This window comes from bacterium, assembly GCA_026416715.1.
Lineage (GTDB): Bacteria > UBP4 > UBA4092 > JAOAEQ01 > JAOAEQ01 > JAOAEQ01.
Window position 1 is genome coordinate 1 of record JAOAEQ010000024.1, and the last position, 23343, is coordinate 23343.

A 23343-nucleotide genomic window follows, 5' to 3' on the forward strand; every position below is an offset into this window, starting at 1 on the left:
TGGGGTATTTCGGTTGATTCATATCAGTGCCCTTGGTGCAAGTTCCGACCAACGGTTTCGCTATACCTATTCAAAATGGCTCGGAGAACAAGAAGTTAAAAATAGCGGAATTGATTGGACGATATTCCAACCGTCAATTATGTTCGGAACAGGCGATGAGTTCATCAATAAACTTGCCCGAATCATTCGACTATCGCCGATTATCCCGATTCTCGGTTCTGGGAAAACCCGATTCCAACCGATTTGGGTTGAAGATATCTGTACCTGCATCCTGAAAGTTTTAGATGATAATACAACTGTCGGAAAAACTTATCAACTTGGCGGTCCGGAACAGCTGACGTATGAACAGCTCATAGATATCCTTATGGCGAAACTCAATAAACGGAAATTCAAAGTGCATGTTCCGATACCGCTGATACAACCGTTCGTTAACATGATGGAGATGGTTATCCCAAACCCGCCGATTACTACCGACCAACTCGCTTTATTAGCCGTAGATAATATTACCGCACTGGATGCAGTCAATCACCATTTCGGTTTTCAACCGAAACGGTTACAAGATGTCCTAGACTATATCTAATGTCAAATCAGTGTATTTAAATTTCGATTTCTAATATCCCTTCATTATGCCGAGTTACGAAACTTATCAGGAACTAACCCAAACGATGGTCGCGTTCATTGCCGAGCGACCACGAAAAATGCGATTGATGCTGCGCGATTTGGTTGGAAATGCGCGTGTTCTGGTTATCACCGAACCGTGCTGGAGTATCCCAATCGGGTGGTTTTCAACCTATACGGTGCTATATATGCAAGCGTTGAATCTAACCAAACTCGATATCGGTTGGGTCACTTTCCTATTTGTTGCCGCGCAAATCCCTGCAACGTTAATTGGCGGTTATATTGCCGACCATTGGGGACGGAAAAGAACTGTAATGTGGTTCGATTTAATCTGCTGGGGTATCCCGTTACTCATCTGGTTATTCGCGAAAACAAAAACGGATTTTATTCTTGCAGCGGTGTTTAACGGATTCGCCTGGATCGTTCTGCCGGCATGGTTATGTTTATTTGCTGAAGATATTCCGCCGGAGAAAACCGCAAATAATTTCGGATTTTTATATGTCGTGTTCTTTCTTTCCGGCATGTTTGTTCCGGTCGGAGGATATTTCGTAGCTCAATTTGGCACGGAACTTGGCTGCCGCTTGATGTATGGGCTTGCGCTTATCTTGGTAGCTAGCGGTTTAACGATTCGCTGGATTCATTTAAAAGAACCGAAAAGAAATGTTACGGTTGCCCTGAACCAACAGTTCGTATGCAATATGAAAAATAGTTTTTCAGAGTATCTTGCCGCAATGAAATATGGCTGGAATAATTTGACCTTACGCATCCTTTTTTTCGCCGGATGTATTGGTGGACTCCAATATACGATCTGGACAACCTTCCAACCATTATACTTAACTGATACGAACGGGCTTCAATTTAACCAAGCGATTATCTCCTGGCTTCCGCCGGTAAGCGCAATAACGATGATCTTGATTATTTTATTAATCATTCCGCAGGTGCGCGCGAACCAAATAAAATTTTATCTCCGGATAAGCTATGGGCTTATCGTCTTATCCTCAATTATTTTTCTGCTCATACCAGCAGGTCAATTTCTTCTTCTCTTATTATTTGCTTCTATTTCAGCAGGAGGATTGGGACTTTTATCTCCCTTACGGGATAGTCTGGTTATGAACAGTTTGACGGAAGACCGATATCGGGCGAAAGTATTGGCAGTGAGCGGACTCGGGGCAATGCTCTTCAGTCTTCCCGGCGGACCGCTCGGCGCCTCTCTCTATACGTTCCATCCAAAACTACCGTTTATCACGGCATTAGGCCTGCAATGTATCAATTTTGGACTACTCTGCTATTTACAAAAAGTAAACGCGTGCGGAGTAACGGAGATAGATAATCTGCGCTAACGTAAACTCAGGATTTATATCCTCGTTCGAAGGTCATGGAAGGTAAATATCTCCCCGACTTTTCACGCCATTCGTCGGGTCGTAAAGCACCAATCCGGCATCATCTTGTTCATCGGGTCCGTAACTATAATCTATGCCGGTCTGCGGATTATATTGATATGGATTTCCCCACGGGTCAGCATCGGGGATTTTCGTCAACGATAACGGAGATGTTTTGATCAATCGCAGTTCTGCCATTGCTCGGGATACTTTCGACCGGGTTATCCCCTGAGAATAGTTGTATATCGCAACCGTGGCAATCAAAGCAATGATAGCGATTACCATTAAAAGCTCAATTAAAGAAAATCCGCGTTTCATAAAAAAGGGCGCAATCGATTCCGTCTAATTGCGCCCGAATATTTATTTTCGAATATGTTCAATCAAACATTTACTTCATTGATTCGCTCGCATGTTCGATAAACGGTTTCAGTAAGTTGGTAAATTCCATTGGAAGAACGAATTTCGTTGAAGCACTTGCTCCCAACGATTTCAAGGTTTCTAGATACTGTAAACTCATCGTTTTCGCATCAATAATTTTTGCTGAATCGTAAATCGTCTTCAATGCTAACGCATATCCTTCTGCGCGCAGGATCGCCGCTTGTCGGTCGCCTTCCGCCCGTAAAATAGCCGATTGTTTATCTCCTTCAGCGATAGTAATCGTTGCTTGTTTCTTCCCTTCCGCTTCCGTAACGATAGCACGCCGATTCCGTTCTGCGGTCATCTGTTTCACCATCGCTTCACTAACATCTTTCGGCGGTAGAATTTCCCGAATTTCAACGGTGGTAACTTTCACGCCCCATCGTTCTGTAACTTCATCAAGTTTGGTGCGCAGAACGACATTAATCTGTTCTCGTTTCGCAAGTACATCGTCGAGTAGAATATCTCCAACCACCGCACGTAACGTCGTCGTTGCTATCCCTTGGGAAGCGCCAGCGAAATTCGATACCTGAATAACGCTCCGTTCCGGATCCATAACTTTCCAATAGATTAAGAAGTCGATTGAAATCGGAGCGTTATCTTTCGTAATACAGGTCTGCGACGGAACTTCGAGGAATAGTTCCCGTAAATCTACCCAAACCGGCTGGTCTATAAACGGAATAAGAATAACTAAACCTGGTCCCTTCTGTCCAATACATTTTCCTAAACGAAACACTACCAGTCGTTGGTAATCTCGCACGATCTTGATTGCCATCGACCCGAGCATCAACAGAAATAAAAGAACGACAAACCCGATGATAACCGTGATTTGTTGCATATTCTCAATTCACCTCCTTTATGCAAAAGTTCAATGAAAAATGTACAATACTAAATTGGCTATGAAGGATTATACTCTTTCAACCTTAACCCGAAGTCCGTCTAAATCGATAACTCGGATTTTTTCACCACGCGCAATCGGTCCTTGCTCGGTAAACGCGCTCCATCGTTCACCTAACACCTGCACTTCACCAGCTGGATTCAAATCAACGGTAACTTCGCCGATTGCGCCTATGATACCTTCCTTTCCGCTGATAGTCTTTCGTCGTTGCGCAAGGAGTCCTTTCGTAATCGCAAACACGAAAAATGCCGTGGTTAAAATAACCATCGTGATAATAACACTTAATGATACGCCCATAGAGATATACGGTGCCTCCTTTGTCCCGGCAGGTGAAAAGATTAATAACGAGCCAATAAACAATGAGACAATTCCACCGACCGTAAGCACGCCATGTGTTGGCGCTTTAATATCCGCAATGAATAACGCTATCCCAAAGAGAATAAGCAGTAATCCCGCTAAGTTAAATGGTAAACTTTCAAATGCGACTAATGCGAGAATAATACATATTCCGCCTAGAATACCGGATAAGCCGAATCCCGGACTCGCCAGTTCATAAATTAATCCGTAGATGCCTAAAATAAATAATACATAGGCAACATTTGGATTGCCGAGCGCATGCAAAAATTGTTCGCGAAGTGTCATGGGCACTTCTTTAACCGTAGCATTTTTCGTTGCCAAAGTAATTTGTTTTCCGAGAACAGTAACCGAGACCCCGTCTAGTTTCGCTAATAGTTCCTGCCGGTCTTTCGCAATAAAATCTACCATCTTTAAGGTAGTCGCTTCTGATGCCGTGGCGGATACACTCCGTTTAACCGCCGCTTCTGCCCATTGGACATTTCGACCCCGCTGTTCCGCAATACTCCGAATATACGCCGCTGCATCTTCCGTAATTTTATCCGAAGCTCCTTTTCCGGTCATATCAACCGGATGCGCAGCACCGAGATTAGTTCCCGGCGCCATTGCCACCAGATGCGATGCTACCGCAAGGAACAACCCCGCTGATGCCGCTCGGCTTCCTGCTGGAGAAACATAGGTTATAACTGGAACTTTACTTGCCAACATTTTCTGGATGATACTCCGCATCGAACTATCTAATCCGCCAGGCGTATTCAGCTCCAACACGATACAAACCGCATTCTCTTTTTCCGCAAGTTCAATCCCACGAACGATATATTCCGCAGCAACTGGATTAATTATCCCATCTAACCGAATCCAATGTACCACCCCATTACTATCCGAAAAAGCAATCCCACTACATCCGATAATCAATATAGCACCAAATAATACTCGAAAAAGATATGTATTTTTTTTCATAGACTCACCTAAGAATTTATTTCTCAGTATTTACTAGCTGATATTATATGTAGCTAAAAAACTTTAACCTAAGCGCTAACGGTTGCGCTATTCCCTAACGAGGATAGATCAAAACAATCCGCCCAAAAGTTCGTTTCTACCCAACGTTAGTCGAAAATTATTAAGGATTTATCCTTATCCTTAAAATTATTCTTTTCAACTTCTAAACAACCGCTGTTCAGAATTTTTTGCAAGATTTTGGCGTTTCTGCCCTCGAGAACAATATTCTTATCTTCCTGCTAGAATGCGGCGTATCACCTCGCGAACCATTTGGATAGTAAACGGCTTCTCCAGAAATGCGGCCTGCGTTTGCGCTAGGAACTGTTTCGTTTGCGGATTAATGATATCTCCGGTCATAAACACCAGCTGAGTCACTAGTTCTGGTTTCACCTGCTTAATCTGTTGATATAATGTTTCACCATCTAACCCTGGCATTTTTATGTCACTTAACACAATATCATATTCCGTCGCAATAATTTTCCGCAAAGCATCACTACCGTTAGTTGCAATATCAACCTGATGCTGTTCATCGCGCAACGCTTCCTGCAAGAACATACCGATACTTTCTTCGTCGTCAATAACCAAAATCTTTTTCGGCTGCTGCTGACTTATATCCTTTTCGCTTCTAGTCAACGTCAACCTCGGTTTCGGTATTCCGTTCTCTTCTAATATTGGTAACTCAATGATAAACTTTGCGCCGTGACCAGGTTCACTCTGAGCAAATATCGTGCCTTGATGCTCTTGAATTATTCCATACGCTATCGATAGACCGAGTCCTGTTCCATGACCAGCTTCCTTCGTAGTAAAAAACGGGTCGAAAATTTTCGATAAATGCTCTGGCGCTATCCCCGGTCCGTTATCAATAAATTCAATTCGCAGCCGATTTTCTTCCGAAACCGCAAATTTGGTGCTAATGGTTAGTTTCCGCTCTACGGTTATCGGAAGCTGGCTCAACGCCGATTCGGCATTCATAATAATATTCAGGAACACTTGCTGCATCTGATGCGGGTCGAGCATTGTTTTCGGTAAATGTGGTGTATAGTCGCGTTCTATCGTAATACGATTGACCCGCAATTCGTATTCCCGTAATGCAAGAGTATCTTCGAGCACTTGATGAATATGCGTATAGATTTTTTCCGGCTTATATGGTCGAGCGAATCCAAGGAGATTCTGAATGATTTTCACTGCCCGTTGCGATTCACGATAGATTTTTTCTATTGCCGGCTTTACACTCGGGTCAAGTTCTTTCCGCATTAACAGTTCCGCATAACCGAATACGCCGGTTAACGGGTTATTCAACTCATGCGCTACTCCCGACATCAACTGACCTAGCGCAGCGAGTTTTTCTGATTGTATTAGTTGCTGTTGCATTTGTTTCCATTTCGTAATATCGCGGTTGATATGTACTGCTCCCGTAATTTCGTTCCGGTCATTCTTTATTGGTATAATGTTGATTTGCAGGGTTTCTCCCCGTTGGATATCATCAAATTCGTTGGTAACCGGTTCTTTGAGCAACATCATTTTATGTTGCTGACAATATTCTGGTGGGCGGTTCATTCGTTCAACAATTTCATAACATTTTTTGCCAATAATCTGATGGAACGGAAGACCGAGTTTATCCGCAAACGCACGGTTCGCCCGACGAATCGTGTAGTTCGTATCCGTAATAAAAACCTCGTCGGGGATAGCATCAAATGTTTCAACCCAATCCTGTTTCGTTTGTTGCATAGATTCAAAGGTACGCGCATTTTCAATAGCAATTGCAGCATGATTCGCTACCACGACTAAATGCTCTAATTCAGTATCAGTAAATTGTCGTGGTTCTTTGGTATAGACTCCGATAATGCCGATTAGGGTATCTCGAACCACTAATGGAGCACCTAGAAAAGAAGAAAAATCAAATCGTGCTCCGTGTCGGAAATAATATTCCCGAGTAATCGGATGGGTTTTAATATCATTAATTCGCAGGGGTTGTTTCTCGCGAGTGACGTATCCAGCAATACCTTCATTTGCTGGCAATCGTTCAAACACCATATCTTGCGGAATCCCAACTTGCGCACCTAATACCAATTCATCTCCTTCAAGTAACCGCAATACACAGATTTCGGTTCGTAATAGTTCTGCGGTAAAAAAAACGAGCTGGCTTAATATCTCTTTCAGCGAAAAAGTTGAGGTTAATGTCCAACTTATTTGCGATAAAAACGATAGCCAGATATGGTCTGCTTCCAATTCTTCAACGCGCGCTTGTAATTGGGCAAGCGTTTTCTGCAAATCAGATTCCGTGATTGTTTTCTTGTTATTTATATCTAGCATAAAACTGGTCAATAAACAAAACTATATATGTTTAAGTATCGCATTCAGTCCCGAAGTTGTCAAGTGAAATCGAACGAAAAAGTCAATTTTCTTCTCGGTTTTTATCAAGGAAGTAAATATATTTTTTTGGGTCTGCACTTAACTGATGAAGGTGAGAACTGCTATGTATTCTCAATTTTCATAACACCTAATCAAAACCAACAATAAACATTAGACCTGATTGCGCGTAGCTGAAGTATCATTATTCTTTCAGCAGGTACACCATCCGTTACATCAACGGGTAATTCGAACTCGCGTTTATTTGTCGAGAGAAAAGCATGAAGATTTCTATATTTCTTAAGAATATTCGTTCTGGTGGTTACCCCGACACAAGACTTGACAAATTTATAGCTATATATTATTATATATATAAAAATTATTGCATTTTTATTTGGTGGTTATATGAAATTACGGTATCTAGAAGCTTTCAACATTCCACAGGAAATTATTTCATTATGGGAGCAGAAGTATAGTGATAAATTATTGCCAATACAAGAGTTGGCAGTTAAACAATATCACGTTCTTGACGGCGAAAGTCTACTGGTTTTTTCACCAACTTCTTCTGGAAAAACGTTTATTGCTGAACTTGCTGCAGTTAAACAAGCGCTGGAAAAAAAGAAGGTTATCTTTGCGGTTCCATTGAAATCGCTTGCAGAAGAAAAATTTCGGCAGTTTCAGAATGTTTATACCCTATTCGGTTTGCGAACAGTTATCGCGACTCGCGACCGCATTGAATTTGACCGCAGTATTGAAGAATATCATTTCGAAATAGCTGTTATGGTGTATGAAAAAGTTAATTCGTTATTAATAAAACATCCTAAATTTCTAGACCATATCGGATTGCTAGTGATTGATGAACTGCAGATGCTGGGCGATGAATCTCGGGGAGTTGAACTCGATTTATTACTCACTAAAATTATTTTCGATAGGCAAAAGAACCGAAAAAATCTTCAATTGCTTGGATTATCCGCAGTTCTCGGTGATATAGAACAACTTGCGCGATGGTTAGCTATTCCGGTATTAACTCATGCCGAGCGACCGGTAGAACTACGGAAAGGAATCCTGTATAACGGCATATTCGAATATCAGGAACATAACTCGAAACAAAACGGAGAAGAAATATTTTTCGCACCTGAGACAGGAAATCAAAGAGCGATTCTTCGCACCAAACAATCCGTACATAATGGTTTGATACATCATACGCCTACTTCACCATCAATTGATGGTGATCCATATAATACTGACCAGATATTATCGCTGGTTCAATACCTTGCGGAAGTTAAACATGAATCCAGCGTCGTTTTCGTTCCCAAAAAATCGTTAACTCGGCTTTGGGCGAACATCTTAGCTGATAGAGTTAAACTTGACCCAGCACTCACTGCATTATCTGCAATGAATGAATTTGAAGATAGTCTGGTGAAAGAAGAGTTGTGTCGATTATTGAATCGAGCGATTGCCTATCATAATGCAGATTTAGATATCGAATTCCGTCAGATTATCGAAACCTATTTTCGCTCTGGGGAAATCCGAATTGTTATCGCGACTAGCACGCTCGGGCAAGGAGTGAATTTAAAGGCGAAAAATGCTATTATCGTTCCGCATACTCTCTGCTATCATCGCCAAGAAAAAACTGTTACCCCAACGATGATGAGCAAATCCCAGTTCGAAAATTTCGCTGGTCGCGTTGGTCGGTTCGGGATAGAATCGGAGTTCGGTCGGGCGATTCTCGTTGCGGGAAATGAACATCAACGGTTATCCTATTGGTTATGGTATATCGAGAGACCGTTCGAAAAACTTGCACCGCACTTCCTGCAGGAGAATCTAGAAATGCTCTGTCTGAATTTGATATGTTCCGGTTGGTGTAAAACGGTGAGGGAATTAACCGATTTTATCTGTCGGATGTATCGAAGTTTTGGAATCATTGAACGGAGAGACAGGGTTTTCCTGTCTGATCATTCAGATAATATAACCGCATTTCAACCTGGGACTACTGTCGAATTGAATTCAGATGTTCCTTTGGGCAATAGTATCACTCAATCGATTGACGTTGCACAACAATGGGGATTAATTACCACCTCTGCACGAAATGAATTAGAAGCTACTGCAATCGGCCAAGCAACAGCATCTGCTGGAATAACTTTTGATACTACCCGGCATTTTCTGAACTGGTTGCAACAAGTTGATTCCTGGCATATTTCAGAACTTGAAATACTGCTCGTCAGCGCATTGACTCCGGATGCAAGTCATCTCCTTTTTCCGATAACGAAAAACGAAATCAGAACCGGAATGTATCAAACTGAATTGATGAAACTCATCTTCGAATTGGGGACAGAACCTCGATTGTTTCTTAAGCACATTTTGAACCAGAGTCTACTCCCGATGCAAACGAAATTGCTCGCGATGAAAAAAACCCTGGTTCTCTATCACTGGATCAATGAAATCCCGACGCCAGACCTTGAACGCAGATATCGGGTATATTTCGGTGCGATTAAAAATCTTGCGGAAGAATTCGCTTGGTTAGTTCAAGCGGTATCCGGATTAGCGCAATCGCTCGGTTTACCCAATGAATCTATCGCAATCATGCACCCATTGATTTTGCGGTTACGCTATGGGGTTAAAACAGAATCACTTCCATTGATTCAACTCAATATACCCGGATTAGGTCGGATGCGAGTCGCCTGTTTGGTTCGAGAAGGATATTCAACTCCGGAAGCGATTGCTGAACTTACGCTCGACCAATTATCGAATCTCGTGACCCAACCAGTTGCGGAACGACTACAGCGGCGGATAGCTGACCTTTTACCACCTCGAGTAACGGTTCCATCTGCAGATACTCACGTTCAGCATACTTTAGAGTACGATACGCTCGAACTGCTCGGGATACCAGAGAGAAAACGAACCTTACTTCGCATCAATAACCAAGCAGTCGGGTTACGGAACCGCGATTATTTGATTCTCTTAAAATTAGCGCTAGCAGGCCAAAAGGGAATTAAATGGACGCATAAAGATGAACTTGATAATCCGGATAATGTTTCTCGATATTTATCTCGGTTGCGATGTGCGTTGCGGAGGTTCCAAAAACATAAAAAATATAAACTGATTGATAACGATTTACAGGGATATTATCGTCTCAATCTTCCGCCGGAAAATGTGGTTATCCACTTTGATAATTTCAGCCAGCATTGGCATCATGAGTTTCGAGAAATCATCCAACAGTGGCAACGTTAGGAACGGCATCTTCTCAATTCTACTAAAACTGGATTCGAACCGATTGAAATATAACAGGTTAAGATAAGATTTATTGTCATCTACCCGGAAGGTTAATTGAGCAAACTCCAGACTCTGGAGTTTGCTCAATTAAACTTTGATTTTTTTTTTACTATCAATTTTCTTATTTTAATGCTACAATAAAGCACCGAGATAATTCATTTTGTGTCTATACTATTGGGGTAATTCTCTCGGTGATTATGAGAATAGAGAAATATCTATGCCACAGAAATCGCCTTATAAATCGGTATTGTTAGCTGTGCTATTGAGCGTTTTATATCCCGGATTGGGACATTACTATGTTGGCAGTTATCTACCTGCAATACTTTGGGCAATTATTGGATTTATTACCCAATGGTTTATTTATAGTTGTTATAGTAGCCCGTTAGGATTTAATGAGGCGGGTGGTTGGTCTTATGTTATCATATATCTTGCGATTATCGTTGCAAGTTCTATCCGGGCATATATTGTTGCGGTTAAAAAAAATCAGCATATCGAACATTTGGAAAAAACGAAAAAAGAAGCTAGCCAACGCGACCGCAGCTACGATTTATTACCTAGACGATGACGATTCAATCCTCAACTCTAATCTCTCGATAATGCCTTTATAATGAACCAACCCAGTTTTTATGCGGAAACCACTATCCGAGCGATAGAAATCGTAGTGTGCAAAAGCTCATCTTTAGTGTAGCATCCGCGAGTAAACAGGAAAATTAACCATTATTAGCTGTCGGTTTATAATCTTTTCTATCAGCAATCTTTTTTTCCTGGAGAATCCGATTAAACCGTGGACGGTAGATTAATTCAAACTGGAACTCTTTATCGGGGAATAACTCGAGAACTTTTCGTTTCGTTTCCTCAATTAACTGCTGGGCATGCTCGGTATCAAAATTTCCTACTCGCAACTGTTGAGCAACTAAATCAACCAGCGATTTCAGTTTCCGCATACGCTGTTCTTCTTCATAGATTTCATGCAGTGTTGTCATAACGGAAGTTCCCACCGTTGACGCCGAAATATTCTCGACGCTTACCAGGGGTTATTAGCTCAAATTTCTACGACTAAGCAGGTGATTGTTTTACTCACCCCGCTTACCGCCCGAACCTTCGAGACCACCATATCCCCAAGCTCGTTGATATCTTTCGCTTCTGCATAGGCAATCGCATCATACGGTCCGGTTACCGCTGAAACACATTCTATCCCGTTAATTGCTTTAATCTTCTTTAACGCTTCTTTCGCTTTCCCACCAGTTAACTCGATGAGAATATACGCTGCTGCCATAAAGGTTCACCTCCTCTCTTCTCACAAACGAAAAGGTAAATATATCTCCAGTTAACATTATGTATCAGAGAGCGATCTTTTTCAAGTCGTAGTGTTAACGGTTAACCAAATTATTATTTCAGAATTTGGTATATAGCTACGGACATTGAGCGTCTCTTTTGCGAAATAAACCAAAACAGCTTATAATAATATGACTCAAATAAGATTTTAGAGAGATTATAAAATTGATTACATTGCTTGATAATCGTTGTAATCGTTTTTTTATACTCTGGATAATTAGGTTTTAGTATGGAAGAAAAATATCCATTCCACCAGATCGAAGCGAAATGGCAGAACCTCTGGCAAGAACAACAGGTTGACCGTGCGGAATCACAGTCTAATAAACCAAAATATTATGTGTTAGAAATGTATCCGTATCCTTCCGGAGATATCCATATGGGACATGTCCGGAACTATGCGATTGGCGATGTTATTGCGCGATATAAACGGTTACGAGGGTATAATGTTCTGCATCCGATGGGATTCGACTCGTTCGGTATGCCGTCCGAAACCGCAGCGATTAAACGGAATATGCATCCGCGCACATGGACGTATCAATGTATTGAACGAATGAAAACTCAACTGAAACGGCTCGGATTCTCTTATGATTGGTCTCGGGAAATCCGAACCTGTGATGCAGAATACTATCACTGGAACCAATGGATATTTTTAAAACTCTTTGAAAGAGGATTGGCGTATAAGAAATATGCTGCGGTAAACTGGTGTCCAACTTGCCAGACTGTTCTGGCGAACGAGCAGGTTGAATCTGGGAAATGCTGGCGTTGTGAAAGCACGGTAACCCAAAAAGAATTAGAACAATGGTTCTTGAAAATAACGGAGTATGCAGAACAACTACTCGCTGATTTAGAGAAACTTCCCGGCTGGTCAGACCGAGCGAAATCGTTGCAACGGAATTGGATTGGAAAAAGTTATGGTGTTGAAATAGATTTTCCAGTTCCGGATAAAAACGAAAATATTCGCGTGTTTACCACCCGATGCGATACGATTTTCGGGGCGACGTATGTCGTCTTATCTCCGGAACATCCGTTAGTCGAAAAATTAATTGTTGATTCCCCGGAACGACAAAAGGTTGAAGCGTTTATCCAGAAAGCGAAACAACAAGACCGAACGGTTGAAACTCTGCTTCTTCTAGAAAAAGAAGGGGTATTTACTGGGGTCTATGCAATCAATCCGACGACAAATGAACGTATTCCGATCTGGGTAGCGAATTATGTGTTAATGGAATATGGTACCGGAGCAATTATGGCCGTACCGACCCATGACCAGCGAGATTTCGAGTTTGCGAAACGATATCATCTTCCGCTGCGCGTGGTTATCCAGAATAAAGAACACAATCTTAACGAAGCGACGATGACCTGTGCGTATGAATCTCCGGGGATTATGGTGAACTCCGCCCAGTTCAATGGGTTACCAAGTGAAGAAGCATGGATGCAGATTGCTGATTGGATGGAACAGACCGGTATCGGCAGGAAAACCGTGAATTATCGGATTCGGGATTGGGGAATTTCTCGCCAGCGATATTGGGGTACACCGATTCCTATCATCTATTGTTCAGATTGCGGAACGGTTCCCGTTCCGGAAACAGACCTACCCGTTCTGCTCCCAGAAAAGGTTACTATCACCGGACAAAGCGGTTCACCTTTAGCGCATGTACCGGAATTTGTTAATACCACCTGCCCGAAATGCAAAAAGAAAGCTATACGAGAAACGGACACAATGGATGGATTTGTGGATTCATCTTGGTATTTCCTGCGATTCTGTGGATGGAAAGACGACAACCAACCGTTCGATGTAGCTGAAGCGAAATATTGGATGCCTACCGACCAATATATCGGTGGGATCGACCACGCAACGAAACATTTGATTTACGCCCGGTTTTTTACCAAATTCTTACGTGATATCGGTTATGTTACCGTGGATGAACCGTTTACGAACTTGTTGAATCAAGGGTGGGTACTCGGTCGTGATGGGCAGAAAATGTCTAAGTCGAAAGGAAATGTAGTTGACCCGATGGAAATGCTAGAGAAATATGGAGCGGATGCAACCCGGATTTTTATCCTTTTTGCTGCACCGCCGGAACCGGATATAGCGTGGTCGGATGAAGGTATAGAAGGTGCATCACGGTTCGTTAATCGCGTATGGAGAATCGCAAATCAGTATCTCGAGCTGATTAAAGATAGTCCGAGCGGAACCATTGCATCCGTTCAACCTGCAAGTAAACAACTACGGCGCATAACCCATGTAACGATTAAAAAGGTTACCGCTGATATTGAAGAACGATTTCATTTTAATACTGCGATCTCTGCGATTATGGAATTAGTGAATGAATTATATCGCTATGATGTTGGTTCTGTCCCTAAAGCGGAAGCGGCATCAGTGGTAAAAGAAGCAATTTCCGCAATGACTATTCTCATCTCCCCGTTTGCCCCGCATCTCGCGGAAGAACTCTGGCATCGGCTCGGGAATAAAACTAGTGTTTTCGCGCAACCATGGATAACCGCAGATGAATCTGCGTTAGTTGAAGAGAAGATGACTATTGTCGTCCAGATAAATGGAAAAGTTCGTTCGCGAATTGAAATATCCGCTGATGCAAATGAAGATGAAATAAAACATGCTGCGTTAGCGGACGAAAAGGTTAAATCTTGGCTTGCAGGTAAACCGATTAAAAATATTGTTGTAGTACCTAAAAAACTAGTTAGTATCGTACAATAAAACTATGAGGAGCTAACCGCGGTAGTCGCAAAGAATAACAAAACACGCAATAATAACCAATGGCGTTCTTAATCGATATTTCTTTGCACCGCTGCGGTTATGTTTATTATTAAAATTCTATGAGTAAAAAACGAAGCATGAAAGTTAAGGTTGGTATTATCGGATGCGGTGCAATTGTTCAGCGGGTACAATTACCGAAGTTTAAAGCGTGTAAAGAAGCTGAAGTGGTTGCCGTAGCGGATTCGAATGAAAAAGTAGCGAAACAGGTTGCGGCTGAATTCGGTGTTCCGCATTATTATACAGACTGGAAAGAGCTTATTGCCCGAGGTGATATTGATGCGGTTAGTATCGCTACTCCGAACTATCTCCATGCGCCAATGACCATTGCGGCAGCGAATGCGAAAAAACATGTTCTCGTTGAAAAACCGATAACAGTATCGATGCGAGATGCACATGCGATGATATCCGCTGCAAAAAAGAATAATGTATATCTGATGGTTGAACAGGTACACCGGTTTCGACCGCACCATGAAGTAGCTAAAGAATTAATTGAATCTGGAATTATAGGAAAAATAACATCAATTCGAGGTTATTTTGGGCATATGGGTCCGGAGTTCTGGAGTCCAACCGGAAAATGGTTTTTCAGCAAAACAGAAGCGGTAGGTGGTGCAATGGCAGACCTAGGTATCCATGCGATTGATACTATCCGCTATATTTTAGGAAAAGAGGTTAAACAAGTCGCAGCGTTTATCGGCACGTTAGAGAAAAAAATCGAAATTGAAGACAATGGGGTATGTATTCTTCAGTTTACTGACGAAACCTTTGGCACGCTTGCTGCCAGCTGGACTTATAAACCTGGCAGTATGCAGTATACGTTCTATGGAACGAAAGGAACGATGTGGGTTGGTGCAGGACTAAAATATGATAAACCAATCGTAATCGAGACGATTGCGCCGAGTGGAATTCTTTTACCCGACATTCCTGCGGAGAGTAAATTTGGGAATCCATATCAGTATTTCGTGAATTGTATTCTTAAACAAGAAGAACCGTTTGTTAACGGTGAAGAGGGGGCGAAAAGTCTGGAAGTGATTCTAGCTGCATATAAATCGAGTAGAGAAAAACGGTTCGTGGAGTTGCCATTACCAAGAAAGTAAACTAAATCTAAAATCTCAAACCCTAAATCCAAATAATTCGGTTTGATTATTTAATCGTTAAATGGGTAAATTTAGGGTGATGATGTATTTACCATTTGGATTTTGTTATTAGGATTTATCAGGAGAAGGAGGAATTATGTTTATCTGTAATAGCAGTTGGAGTTTTCATCGGATGATTCCACAACGGATGAAATTGCTTGAGTTTCCAGCAAAGTGCGCTTCCCTGGGGATAGAGGCGGTTGAATTATTAGAATATCATTTCGAATCGAAAGAAGAAAAATATCTCGATAGCCTGAAATCCGCATGTCAGAAAGCAGGAGTTAAAATCGCATGTTTAGCTATTGGGAATGATTTCACTATCGTTGATGATAAAGAGCGCGCGAAAGAGATAAAAAATGTTATCGAATCACTCAACATTGCAAATTATCTCGGTGCGCCGGTTATGCGAGTGTTTTGCGGGACGCGGAGTGTAACCGATGCGGCGGTGCATCGGGTCATCGAGTCGTATAAAGAAGTGGTGCCGATAGCAAAAAAACTCAACATCAAACTAGGGATGGAAAACCATTGGGGCGCCAGCGTTAATCCGGATAATGTCGTTCGGATAATTGAAGGGGTCGATTCGCCATATTTTGGCAGTTGTCCAGATTTTGGGAACTGGCAGCCGGATGACCGATATACCGCTATGGCTGCCGTTGCGCCGTATGCGGTACATGTTCATGCGAAATCGCATGCGTTCCTGCCGAATGGTGAAGAGAAAGATTTAGATTACCGCCGTCTCCTTGACATTCTGCGTGATGCCGGATATGACGGAGCGTTATCCATTGAGTTCGAAGGGAAAGGGAACGAAATTACCGGCGTTAAAAAGACTGTCGCATTACTGAAGAAATACCTATAAGATAAATCCGAAAAAAGCTAACCGCAGGGTTCGCGAAGAACATCGTAAAGAATGCTAACAACAGAAATAATCATAGCGTTCTTTGTTCATCTTAGCGACTTTGCGGTTAAGCTTGTTTTAGTTGTTCACGATAAATAGCTCGAATCCGGTTGAAGATATTCAGATATTCCGGAGTTCGATAATCTGGATACGTCCATTCATACGGTTCAAATTTGCCTTGGCGGAATCGGAGTGTTACTTCTGCATATATCCCTTGCCCGAGATAAATCCGATGCTGATAATCTTTCGTCGTTGCAAGAACTAATTTCGCATTCGAGACATACCCAGGGTCGAGGTTGATGAGTCGATTGGGAGCACCAAACGCTAACTCAATCTGATTCGTTGCGAGTTTTATTCCTATAATATCTGATGGATCAATCAGCTTTTCAAAACTGATAAACTGCCGCTGTAAATCTTTCCCCATTTCCTGCTCATAATAATCAGTATAGCAACTAAACGGCATCAGCGGACTGAGGTAATCTATCGCACCATAGCGTTCTTGTAATTTTTCTCGTGCTTGCTCAAATAATTCCAATCGCCCTGAAATCATCCCGCAAATCAGTTTGACTGGAATTGGAATTTTGATTATCCCCATAATTTTAATTTGTAAGATAGAAGTTTATTTTCTAGCCAATTGAACCAGAGCTTGTGCAGCTAGCCGGAGTGGATCTATAAATATATGACCTAGTCGGTTGCGCAGTTCAGTATGAACAATAGATAATTCCGTGCAACCGAGAAGTATTTTTACGCAACCTGCTTGGCGCAGATGGATAACTATCTTTTCCAGCCGATCAATAATACTCCTATCTTTAATGCCTTTCTTAATATCATATATCACCTCCATAACAATACGCTGGAACTTTGGTTCCGGTATAACTGTTTTCTCCGGCTGGTCGGGTAGCATAAAAAGCTGACTGTTAATTGTTCCGTCGGTAGCTAGGATTCCTACTTTACCATCCGAAACGATGATGTGCTGTTTAGCTAATTCTACGATGTTTAAGAGTGGTGTATTCAAGCTATTTTGGATTTCTTCAAATCGAGCATGCGCGGTTATACATGAAATTACCAAAATATCGATTCCTGTCTTCTCCAGTAGGAGCAACGATTCCGCAATCGCTTTTAGATACGACTCGCCATCATCTATTGTAAGTGATGCGGTACGGTCAGGGATATGCGGATTGGTATAGGTAATCACCTCGATATGGTCCTGGTCTATTTGCGCTGGAGTATGTTCGATAATCAACTGCTGTAATAATACCCCCGATTCCGGACCCATTCCACCGAGAATTCCTATTCGGAAATGTTTGCACAGCGAATGTTCCATTTGCTCGAACTTAACTTGAAGATTTTGTGTATTGTATTTAAATATTGTACCATTTTTCTTTTTGTTTGGGTATCGAACAATGTTTCCTAAATAAAATATACTCGCTTAAATCATTTTTAATCACACTTGCCCGATTGAAACTTTCAAGATACAATAACAAGAGAAAATACTCATTACACTAATAATTAAAAGAAATGATTATGCCCAATCTTTTTGGAAAAAAATACACTTACCGGCAATTGATACAATACATCGGCGATATATCACAACTTGGTGGATTGAAACATTATGAACTAGCTTCTGGAGTAGGAAAAGGAGTTGGAGCAGTAGATTTTAACACCGGGACAGGATTTGAGTTCACGGTTCTACTCGACCGTGGTATGGATATCTCTGAAGCACGATATAACGGTCAATCGTTATGCTGGCGGTCGAGTACCGGCGATGTAGCCCCTGCATTTTTCGACCCAAACGGAATCGGATGGCTCCGGTCATTTTTCGGCGGATTAGTTTTAACCTGCGGGTTAGATAATGTCGGTCCTCCCTGTGAAGATGGACAAAAACAATTCGGTCTCCATGGACGATATACCAGTATCCCGGCAAGTAATATCGAAATTGAGCAGAAATGGGATTGCGATGAATTCGTTATGTCGGTTGAAGGGCAGATGCGCGAAACCTCGGTTTTCGGAATGAACCTGTTGCTAACTCGGGAAATTAGTGCGAAACTCGGCGAAAGTCGTTTGGTTATCCACGATACAATCGAAAATCAGGGATATGAAAAGACACCGGTTATGATTCTGTATCATTGCAATTTCGGATTCCCGCTAGTAGATGAGCATGCTGAATTGATTTCTCCAAGCATAAAAGTTATCCCGCGAGATGCAGCCGCTGAGCAGGGAAAAGACGATTATGATAAATTCCAGCAACCAACTCAAGGATATCAAGAGAAAGTATATTTCCATCAATTGCAGCCGGATAAAGCAGGGTATGTTAAGGTAGCATTAATAAATAAAAAGCGGGATTTAGGCGTCTATCTGAAATATCAGAAAAAGCAATTGCCGCGGTTTACCCAATGGAAAATGCTTGGACAAGGGATATACGTTTGCGGATTAGAACCTGGTAACTGCGGCGTTCTCGGTCGGGCGAAAGAACGTGAAGCTGGAACATTAGAATTCTTGAATCCGGGGGAGAAAAAGGAAATTCAACTTGAAATAGGAGTACTTACCAATCAACAGGATGTAAGAAAATTTACCAATAATATAAAAAAAATAAAATAATGACAAATGTCTAGGATAAATGTTAGTTTTATTTCAAAATGGTCAACGGTTCTAATGCCAAAAATAAAAAATGTATTATTACCTTTTAATCTTTGGTATTTGACATTAAAATGGAATTATGTCGCTCCTAGGAATTGATGTCGGGACAACCGGCTGTAAAGTAGTTGCATTTAATCCGGATGGAAAAATCATCGCTTCTGCATATCGAGAGTATCCGTTGCGGTTCCCAGGACAACCCGGCTGGGTTGAACTAGATGCGGATGAAGTATGGCAAAGAGTCAAACATTGTATTCAAAACGTAGCTGCACAAACCAAGTCCGACCCGATTGAAGCGTTAGCTGTCTCTTCGCAAGGTGAAGGGGTAACGCCGATAGATAAAGCTGGACGAGTTCTCTATCATAGCATCGTTTCGTTCGATTCGCGAACCGTAGAATTTATTTCATGGTGGTTGAAACGGATGAGTGCATATCAGCTGTTCGCTGAAACCGGAATGACTCCGGAACCGTTCTATACCATCAATAAAATTTTATGGTTTAAAAAATATCGACCTAACATAGACCGGCGAACGTGGAAATATCTCTGTTATGAAGATTTAGTGAATTATCGGTTAACTGGAATACCGGCAATAGATTATTCATTAGCGGCGCGAATGATGTGTTTTGATTTGAAACATAACCGGTGGTCCTCGAAAATGCTTAACCTAGCTGGAATCGAAGAAGACCGATTAGCGTTTCTATATCCGCCCGGAAAAATTGTTGGAAATGTTCTCCCCAAAATCGCACAGGAATTGGGGTTACCGAAAGACACGCTAGTAGTCACTGGAGGACACGACCAACCATGCGGTGCACTCGGTGCCGGCGTAATTAAACCGGGGATCACTATGGATGCTATTGGAACAGTAGAATGTATTACTCCCGCATTTCCAAACCCGGTGATTAATCGAAAAATGTTAGCGAACCGGTTCTGCTGTTATCCGCATGTTGTGCCAAATCAATATGTTACGGTCGCGTTCAATTTCACTGGCGGGTCATTACTTCGCTGGTATCGTGACCAATTCGGACAGAAAGAAATTGAATTGGCTCGAAAATCAGGGAAAGACGTTTATGAAATATTAGTTCAGCAGATACCGAGCCAACCGAGTTCGCTATTTATCTTACCCCATTTTACTACTACCGGTACGCCTTATTTCGACCATCATTCCCGGGGTGCAATACTCGGGTTAACCTTAGCTACGCAAAAACCGGAAATAACGCGAGCGATTCTTGAAGGAATAAGTTATGAGATTCGATTGAATATCGAATTATTAGCGCAAGCTGGAATTCCGGTTAGAGAAATTCGAGCGATTGGAGGCGGTGCGAAATCCGCGCAGTGGCTGCAGTTAAAAGCGGATTTGTTCGGCAGAAAAATAGTTACCTTGAACGTCTCCGAAGCAGCATCGTTAGGGGTAGCAATGTTAGCTGGGTGTGCAATTGGCGAGTATTCATCGGTATCAGAAGCGGTAGCGCAAACGGTTAAAATCAAACAGACCTTTATTCCGAACCCGACGAATAAAAAAATCTATAACCGAAAGTTTGAAATATATCGACAAATATATCCACGGTTGAAAGAACTTAACCATACCATCGCTACGGAATTGTAATAAGTTATGTATATTCTAACACTAACCATAGCGTTCGCTGCGGAAAACTTGTGATGAATAATCTTGCTTCTTTAAAACAACAGTTACACCGATACGGAATCCATTTATCAAAACGGCGAGGACAATCGCTGTTGATTGATAGGACGGTATTAGCTGATATTGTTTCCGCAGCTGGAATATGCTCCGATGATATCGTCATTGAAATTGGAGCAGGAACCGGGATATTAACCGCAGAATTAGCGAAACTGGCGAAACAGGTTTATGCACTTGAAATAGATAAGCGGATGGTTCAAGTCGCTTCTAATACCTTACGGGGATATTCGAATATAACGTTGATTGAAGATGACGTACTCGCATATAATTTCCGAGAAATACGACGAACCTATCCCGATGAACCGGTTAAGGTTATCGGAAATCTTCCATATTCAATTACCAGTCCGGTTCTATTTAAGGTGGTTGAAAATCGAGAACTATTTACGGTAGCGGTGTTTATGATTCAAAAAGAAGTTGCGGAACGATTAGTTGCAAATCCGGGAACTAAAGCGTATGGTGTGCTAACGATTTCGATTACGTACCGCTATCAACCGGAAATAATCAGATATGTTCCCGCGCAATCGTTTTTCCCGAAACCGGAAGTGGATTCTGCGATAATCAAATTGATACCGCATCAGACCCGACCAGTTCAAGTAGATGATGAACTGTTCTTTTTTCGAATTGTTAAAGTAGCATTCAGCCAGCGACGAAAAACGTTGCTCAACACTTTAAACACGATATCACATCAGTTGAAATTAGATAAACCGAAATTGGAAGCGAGGTTAACTGAATTACATATCGACCCGAGTCGTAGAGGGGAAACTCTATCCATCGCAGAATTTGCAAAACTGGCGAACTTGTTAAAACCGCAGGCGTAATCGATAATATAATGCAATAACTTTAGGTTAAAAATTTCATGTATGCAAATTTCTTTTACTATTAATAGTCAATCCGTTACGCTTGATGTTGAACCGACTGAAACTTTACTGCAGGTTATTCGGGAACGACTACATCTTACCGGAACGAAAGAAGGATGTGGTCGTGGAGATTGCGGCGCATGTACTGTTCTCATGGACGGTTATGCCGTCAATTCATGTTTAATTTTAGCTCCACAAACTGATGGACATACGATTACGACGATTGAAGGGTTGGCTCGGGATAAACAACTCGACGCAATCCAGCAAGCGTTCATCAGTTCCGGCGCAGTTCAATGCGGATTTTGTACCCCGGGAATGATTCTTTCCACAAAAGCGTTACTTACCCGAAATCCGAATCCTACCGACGAAGAAATTCGTATCGCGATTTCTGGTAATCTCTGCCGATGTACCGGTTATATCAAAATCGTTAATGCAATTCGTTCCTTAAGAAAATAAATCACTAAAACCCCATTGTATCCGCTAAGAATATAAGTTATTTTTTATTTGTGTTTTTGTATTTTTGGGGTTAATCAAATACGGAGAGAAGTGGTTTGTGCAGGTGGATTCGCTTCTGCGATAACAATCGCAGTCGCTTGTTCATCGTTATGGGATAAACTTAGCGATAAACGAGTAATCCCTTTTTGTCGAGATATAGCCGCAGCCGTATCGTGGAGCAGGATATCAGGTTTCCCGAGCTCGTTTATGATAGTTTCAATTTCAGTATGTTTTATACTAAATCGAAATCCGGTACCGAACGCTTTAACGACGGCTTCTTTTGCCGCAAATCGTGCTGCATAATGCAAATGCGGTTCTTTTCGAGACCCGCAGTACGCAATTTCGCCCGGACAATATATACGGTTCAGAAATCTATCGCCATACCGGGCTATAGCTTGTTTTATCCGTTCCGTAGAAACAATATCGATGCCTACCCCAATTACCATAGTGAATATAAATCCCAATGTGAAAATCTAAACCCTTATATTTTACCAGTTTTATTCATTGTGAGTTCATCGTAATAATTCAAGCATCTCTCGCACTGCACGGTCTAACCCTACCAGAACAGCTCGCGCTACAATACTATGTCCAATACTAAATTCTTGAATCTCCTGGATTGCCGCAATCCGAGAGATATTCTGATAGTTAAGTCCGTGACCAGCATTAACCTTTAATCCGATATCCCGTGCGTGAATCGCAGCGTCAGCGATGAACTGGTATTGTTCATGTTCTTCATCCGTGCCGAATACTTCACAATATTTCCCAGTATGGAGTTCGATATAATCTGCACCGATGCTTTTCGCTGCATCTACTTGCGATTGTATTGGGTCAATAAAAAGACTGACGGGAATATTCTGCTGATGCAATTCTGTTATTGCTGACCGCAATGGCTGGATAAGGCGCACCACATCAAGGCCGCCTTCTGTAGTCAACTCCGCACGTTTTTCGGGAACGAGCGTAACCAAATCCGGTTTTATTGTCCTTGCGATGTCGAGCATCTCACTGGTTGCTGCCATTTCAAGATTTAAATTGATATGCAGGATTTCCCGGAGTAGTTTAACATCTCGGTCTTGAATATGGCGACGATCTTCCCGAAGATGAACCGTTATCCCGTGTGCGCCAGCTAGTTCAACTAACACCGCAGCATAAATCGGGTCAGGTTCTTTGGCTAGCCGTGCCTGTCTGAGCGTTGCAATATGGTCAATATTAACACTTAATTTAGCCATACTCTACCACCT

The 23343-nt window shown here is 41.9% G+C and carries 21 protein-coding genes; 11 read left to right on the plus strand and 10 right to left on the minus strand.

Going from position 1 to position 23343, the window contains the following annotated elements; all coding sequences use genetic code 11:
- On the plus strand, positions 1–580 hold a 580-nt coding region (locus tag N3A72_10105; GenBank protein ID MCX7919934.1), incomplete at its 5' end, for an NAD-dependent epimerase/dehydratase family protein.
- Between the two features lie 46 nt (positions 581–626).
- On the plus strand, positions 627–1958 hold the full coding sequence (locus N3A72_10110) for an MFS transporter (protein MCX7919935.1): 1332 nt from the start codon (positions 627–629) through the stop codon (positions 1956–1958).
- A gap of 33 nt (positions 1959–1991) precedes the next feature.
- Here N3A72_10110 and N3A72_10115 read toward each other — a convergent pair whose 3' ends face one another.
- The 4 genes from N3A72_10115 to N3A72_10130 all read right to left on the minus strand — a co-directional run bounded on the left by N3A72_10115 (position 1992) and on the right by N3A72_10130 (position 6978).
- A complete protein-coding gene (locus tag N3A72_10115; protein MCX7919936.1) occupies positions 1992–2315 on the minus strand; it encodes a prepilin-type N-terminal cleavage/methylation domain-containing protein in 324 nt (107 codons plus the stop codon).
- A gap of 70 nt (positions 2316–2385) precedes the next feature.
- Entirely contained in the window at positions 2386–3252 is an 867-nt protein-coding gene (locus N3A72_10120) for an SPFH/Band 7/PHB domain protein (GenBank protein ID MCX7919937.1), read from the minus strand.
- 69 nt (positions 3253–3321) lie between these two features.
- Positions 3322–4626: a nodulation protein NfeD gene (locus N3A72_10125; protein MCX7919938.1), complete on the minus strand. Its 1305-nt coding sequence runs from the start codon at positions 4624–4626 to the stop codon at positions 3322–3324.
- Between the two features lie 267 nt (positions 4627–4893).
- On the minus strand, positions 4894–6978 hold the full coding sequence (locus N3A72_10130; GenBank protein ID MCX7919939.1) for an ATP-binding protein: 2085 nt from the start codon (positions 6976–6978) through the stop codon (positions 4894–4896).
- A 441-nt stretch (positions 6979–7419) separates the two neighbouring features.
- Between N3A72_10130 and N3A72_10135 the strand changes: the two genes are divergently transcribed.
- Together N3A72_10135 and N3A72_10140 are read left to right on the plus strand one after the other, a co-directional pair.
- Positions 7420–10245: a DEAD/DEAH box helicase gene (locus N3A72_10135; protein MCX7919940.1), complete on the plus strand. Its 2826-nt coding sequence runs from the start codon at positions 7420–7422 to the stop codon at positions 10243–10245.
- Between the two features lie 259 nt (positions 10246–10504).
- Positions 10505–10852 (plus strand): hypothetical protein, encoded by a 348-nt coding sequence (locus tag N3A72_10140; protein MCX7919941.1) that lies wholly within the window; start codon positions 10505–10507, stop codon positions 10850–10852.
- A 145-nt stretch (positions 10853–10997) separates the two neighbouring features.
- Here the strand turns inward: N3A72_10140 and N3A72_10145 are convergent, their stop codons facing one another.
- A complete protein-coding gene (locus N3A72_10145; GenBank protein MCX7919942.1) occupies positions 10998–11270 on the minus strand; it encodes a hypothetical protein in 273 nt (90 codons plus the stop codon).
- 59 nt (positions 11271–11329) lie between these two features.
- On the minus strand, positions 11330–11563 hold the full coding sequence (locus N3A72_10150) for an Lrp/AsnC ligand binding domain-containing protein (protein ID MCX7919943.1): 234 nt from the start codon (positions 11561–11563) through the stop codon (positions 11330–11332).
- Between the two features lie 288 nt (positions 11564–11851).
- On the opposite strand from N3A72_10150, the gene leuS reads away from it, so the two are divergent.
- The 3 genes from leuS (at position 11852) to N3A72_10165 (ending at position 16384) form a co-directional block, all read left to right on the plus strand.
- Positions 11852–14335 (plus strand): leucine--tRNA ligase, encoded by a 2484-nt coding sequence (leuS, locus tag N3A72_10155; protein MCX7919944.1) that lies wholly within the window; start codon positions 11852–11854, stop codon positions 14333–14335.
- 119 nt (positions 14336–14454) lie between these two features.
- On the plus strand, positions 14455–15489 hold the full coding sequence (locus tag N3A72_10160; GenBank protein MCX7919945.1) for a Gfo/Idh/MocA family oxidoreductase: 1035 nt from the start codon (positions 14455–14457) through the stop codon (positions 15487–15489).
- Between the two features lie 136 nt (positions 15490–15625).
- Positions 15626–16384 (plus strand): sugar phosphate isomerase/epimerase, encoded by a 759-nt coding sequence (locus tag N3A72_10165; GenBank protein ID MCX7919946.1) that lies wholly within the window; start codon positions 15626–15628, stop codon positions 16382–16384.
- A gap of 106 nt (positions 16385–16490) precedes the next feature.
- On the opposite strand, the gene N3A72_10170 is transcribed toward N3A72_10165, so the two are convergent.
- Positions 16491–17018, minus strand: coding sequence for a DUF4416 family protein (locus N3A72_10170; GenBank protein ID MCX7919947.1), 528 nt, complete (start codon positions 17016–17018; stop codon positions 16491–16493).
- Positions 17019–17042: 24 nt separating this feature from the next.
- Entirely contained in the window at positions 17043–17747 is a 705-nt protein-coding gene (locus N3A72_10175) for an amino acid racemase (protein MCX7919948.1), read from the minus strand.
- Positions 17748–17947: 200 nt separating this feature from the next.
- Between N3A72_10175 and N3A72_10180 the strand changes: the two genes are divergently transcribed.
- From N3A72_10180 to N3A72_10195, 4 genes are all read left to right on the plus strand, one after another.
- A complete protein-coding gene (locus N3A72_10180) occupies positions 17948–19021 on the plus strand; it encodes an aldose 1-epimerase family protein (protein ID MCX7919949.1) in 1074 nt (357 codons plus the stop codon).
- Between the two features lie 118 nt (positions 19022–19139).
- Positions 19140–20660: an FGGY family carbohydrate kinase gene (locus N3A72_10185; GenBank protein ID MCX7919950.1), complete on the plus strand. Its 1521-nt coding sequence runs from the start codon at positions 19140–19142 to the stop codon at positions 20658–20660.
- 53 nt (positions 20661–20713) lie between these two features.
- Positions 20714–21571: a 16S rRNA (adenine(1518)-N(6)/adenine(1519)-N(6))-dimethyltransferase RsmA gene (rsmA, locus tag N3A72_10190; protein MCX7919951.1), complete on the plus strand. Its 858-nt coding sequence runs from the start codon at positions 20714–20716 to the stop codon at positions 21569–21571.
- Positions 21572–21613: 42 nt separating this feature from the next.
- Positions 21614–22066 carry a (2Fe-2S)-binding protein gene (locus tag N3A72_10195; protein MCX7919952.1) on the plus strand — a complete coding sequence of 151 codons (453 nt, stop codon included), beginning with the start codon at positions 21614–21616 and terminating at the stop codon, positions 22064–22066.
- A gap of 74 nt (positions 22067–22140) precedes the next feature.
- Here N3A72_10195 and acpS read toward each other — a convergent pair whose 3' ends face one another.
- Together acpS and N3A72_10205 are read right to left on the minus strand one after the other, a co-directional pair.
- Positions 22141–22551: a holo-ACP synthase gene (gene acpS / locus N3A72_10200; GenBank protein MCX7919953.1), complete on the minus strand. Its 411-nt coding sequence runs from the start codon at positions 22549–22551 to the stop codon at positions 22141–22143.
- Between the two features lie 66 nt (positions 22552–22617).
- Entirely contained in the window at positions 22618–23331 is a 714-nt protein-coding gene (locus N3A72_10205) for a pyridoxine 5'-phosphate synthase (protein ID MCX7919954.1), read from the minus strand.
- Positions 23332–23343 lie beyond the last annotated feature (12 nt).